At 70.6% G+C, this 3,335-nt stretch carries 3 protein-coding genes and 1 pseudogene; 3 read left to right on the forward strand and 1 reads right to left on the reverse strand.

What is annotated here, in order from left to right; all coding sequences use genetic code 11:
* Positions 1–366: pseudogene (locus AB0C29_RS39725) on the forward strand (hypothetical protein); the annotation flags it as partial.
* Positions 363–1,181 (forward strand): hypothetical protein, encoded by an 819-nt coding sequence (locus AB0C29_RS39730; RefSeq protein ID WP_360831921.1) that lies wholly within the window; start codon positions 363–365, stop codon positions 1,179–1,181. The pseudogene AB0C29_RS39725 and the gene AB0C29_RS39730, both read left to right, overlap by 4 nt.
* On the opposite strand, the gene AB0C29_RS39735 is transcribed toward AB0C29_RS39730, so the two are convergent.
* The gene (locus AB0C29_RS39735; RefSeq protein WP_360831923.1) at positions 1,178–2,329 is read right to left on the reverse strand and encodes an acyl-CoA dehydrogenase family protein; all 1,152 of its coding nucleotides are present in this window, start codon (positions 2,327–2,329) and stop codon (positions 1,178–1,180) included. The two genes, AB0C29_RS39730 and AB0C29_RS39735, sit on opposite strands and share 4 nt — an antisense overlap.
* Before the next feature lie 44 nt (positions 2,330–2,373).
* Here AB0C29_RS39735 and glyQ point away from each other — a divergent pair.
* Positions 2,374–3,335, forward strand: a 962-nt coding sequence (gene glyQ, locus AB0C29_RS39740) for a glycine--tRNA ligase subunit alpha (protein ID WP_360831925.1), incomplete at its 3' end; no start/stop codon positions are given.

Consider the following 3,335-nt stretch of genomic DNA (forward strand, 5'->3'; position numbering starts at 1 on the left):
GCCGGGACGTTGATGGCCGACGACGCCGAGCGCGGCACGACCGTGGTGCTGTCGTCGCATGTGGTGGCCGACATCGACGGCGTCTGCGACCACGTGGTGGTGCTGGCCGACGGGCGCGTAAGCCTGGCCGCCGAGGTGGAGGCGGCGCTGGAGGGCCATCTGGTCGCGGTCGGCGCCGGCATCGAGTTCAGCGCGTTCGACAGCTCGGAGGTCGTCGAGGTGCGCGCCGCGGGCCCTGACACCACCGCCCTGATCCGCCCGGCCGGATCCGCTCCGGACGGCGGGCTGGCGTGGCACCGGCCCACGTTGGAGGAACTTCTCCTCGGCTATCTGAGGGCCCCGACGCGAAAGGTCCCCACCGCATGAACTGGCTCGCCCTGCGTCTGCTGCGGCCGTATCTCATCGTCGCGGCCGTTCTGAGCGCGGTCTCGACGGCGTTTGTCCTCGTCGGCGCCCGCATCATCCAGCAGCAGGTCCACGCGCACGGCATCGTGATCGAGAACTACGCGCCGGACCGCACCGGCCTGTGCGAGCAGGGCGTCAGCTGCCTGCCCCCGGGCGCGGCGACGAACCTGGGACAGGCCATCGCGCTGGTCGCCGCGTTCGTGCCGTTGCTGATCGCGCTGATCCTGGGCGTGCCGCTGTTTGCCCGGGAGCGCGACGATTCGACCGACGCCTTCGTCCTGACCCAGTCGGTGCCCCGGTTGCGCTGGCTGTCCGCCAAGCTCGTCTGGGCCCTGACGGCCGGCGCGCTCGGCACGGCCGCGGTGGCGGTCGCCTTCCGCCTGGCGGCCGCCCAGTACGCGCTGGTCGTGGACGGCCTCGGCTACGGCCTGCTGCGAGAGGTCCACAAGAACAGCATCGGCTTCATGGTGATGCAGACGGTCTTCATCACCGCCCTGGCCGGCATCATCGGGCTGGCCGGCGGTCGCACGCTGCGCACCCTGGTGGTGTCCGTCGTGGCGTGGCCGGTGGTGCTCGTCGCCGCGCAGCTGGGTGGCCTGCTGCTCGGGATGCTGGCCTACCTGCTGACCTCCTGGTCCGAGACGCTCTCCCAAACGCTCGGGACGCAGACCGAGAACGAGACCGCCACCTTCGCGGCCCTCGCTCTCGCCGCCGGCACCGCCGCCGCCGTGCTGATCGGGCGGCGGATCCTCACCGGGACCCCGAAGCGCCCCTAGACGAAGGCGCTCAGGCCGGTCACCGCGCGGCCCACGATCATCGTGTTGATCTCGCGGGTGCCCTCGTAGGAGTACAGCGCCTCGGCGTCGGCCACGAAGCGCCCGATGTTGTAGTCCAGCACGATGCCGTTGCCGGCCAGGATCTCGCGGGCCCAGCCGACCACCTCGCGCATCCGGGTCGTCGTGTACGCCTTGGCCAGCGCCGAGTGCTCGTCGCGGAACTCGCCCGCGTCCTGCAGCTGGGTCAGCCGGACCACCATGCCCAGCGACGACGTGACGTTGCCGAGCATGCGCACCAGCAGGTCCTGGACCAGCTGGAACGAGCCGATCGGACGGCCGAACTGCTCACGCTCCTGCGCATACTTCAGGGCGATCTCGTACGCGGCCAGCATCACCCCGACCGCCTGCCAGGCCACCCCGCTGCGGGTCTGCCGCAGGATCTTCGCGGTGTCCTTGAACGTGTTGGCGTTCTGCAGCCGGTCCGCCTCGGGCACCACGCACTCGGTGAACGTGATGTCGGCGTTCTGCACGATCCGCAGGGCGATCTTGTTCTCGATCTTCGTCGCGGTGAAGCCCGGGGTGTCCTTGCCGACGACGAAGCCCTTGACCTGGTTGTCGGCGACGTCACGGGCCCAGACCACGGTCAGGTCGGCGAAGGTGGCGTTGCCGATCCAGCGCTTCTGGCCGTTGAGCACCCAGTGGTCGCCGTCGCGGCGGGCCGTCGTGCGCAGGCCCGCGGCCACGTCCGAGCCGCCGGTCGGCTCGGTCAGCGCGAACGCCCCGATCTGGTCGAAGCCGGCCATCGCCGGCAGCCAGCGTTCCCGCTGCTCGGGCGAGCCGCAGGTCTCGATGCTGCCCATCGCCAGCCCGGCGTGCACGCCGAAGAACGTCGCCATGGAGGCGTCCGCGTGGCCCATCTCCATCGCCAGCCAGCCGGAGAGCAGGTTCGACTGCTTGCGCCCGGCCAGGCCCAGCCCGGCGAAACCCTTGATCAGCTGGTACGGGAACTCGGCGCGGGCCCAGTGGTCGTTCGCGATCGGCACGACCTCGGCGGCCAGGAACGCGCGGACCCGTTCGACGACGGCGGCCTCCTCGGCGTTCAGCAGGTCCTGGAAGCGGTACAGATCTCCTACCAGCAGCTCCGACATGGGGTTCGTATACCCAGGTGACGGCCTCACTAGACTGTGAGGTCATGCTCACCATGCAGGACGCCCTCGCCCGCCTCACCGCGTACTGGACCGATCAGGGCTGCCTGGTCGTGCAGCCGATGAACACCGAGGTCGGCGCCGGGACCCTGAACCCCGCGACCTTCCTGCGGGTGCTCGGGCCGGAGCCGTGGCGGGTCGTCTACGTCGAGCCGTCCGTGCGCCCCGACGACTCCCGCTACGGCGAGAACCCGAACCGGTTGCAGACCCACACCCAGCTCCAGGTGATCCTCAAGCCCGACCCGGGCAACCCGCAGGAGCTCTACCTGGGCAGCCTCACCGCGCTCGGCATCGACGTGGCCGCGCACGACGTGCGGTTCGTCGAGGACAACTGGGCCTCCCCCGCGCTGGGCGCCTGGGGCCTGGGCTGGGAGGTCTGGCTGGACGGGCTGGAGATCACCCAGTTCACCTACTTCCAGCAGGCCGGTGGCATCAATCTGGACCCGCCGTCGGTGGAGATCACCTACGGCATCGAGCGGATCATCATGGCGCTGCAGGGCGTCACCCATTTCAAGGACATCGCGTACGCCGAGGGCGTCAGCTACGGCGAGGTCTTCGGCCAGGCCGAGTACGAGATGTCCCGCTACTACCTCGACGACGCCGACGTGGCCACCAACCGTCAGTTGCTCGAGCTGTACGCGGCCGAGGCGCAGCGGCTGATCGACGAGGGCCTGCCGGTGCCGGCCCACACGTACGTGCTGAAGTGCTCGCACGCGTTCAACGTGCTCGACTCGCGCGGCGCGGTCTCCACCGCCGACCGCGCCGCCGAGTTCGCCCGGATGCGCCGCCTCGCCGGTGACGACGCCCGGCTCTGGATGGCCCGCCGCGACGAGCTCGGTCACCCGCTCGGCATGGTCAGCCCGCTGCCCCCGGCCGCCGCCTTCGAGGCCACCCCGGCCGGTGACACGCCGCGGACGCTGGTCTTCGAGGTCGGCACCGAGGAGATGCC

It is taken from the genome of Actinoplanes sp. NPDC048791, from assembly GCF_040650095.1.
Taxonomy (GTDB): domain Bacteria; phylum Actinomycetota; class Actinomycetes; order Mycobacteriales; family Micromonosporaceae; genus Actinoplanes.

Bases quoted from the DNA above. Each gene is read 5' to 3' on its own strand.
- AB0C29_RS39735 (WP_360831923.1), bottom strand. From the start codon at position 2,329: ATGTCGGAGCTGCTGGTAGGAGATCTGTACCGCTTCCAGGACCTGCTG.
- AB0C29_RS39730 (WP_360831921.1), top strand. From the start codon at position 363: ATGAACTGGCTCGCCCTGCGTCTGCTGCGGCCGTATCTCATCGTCGCG.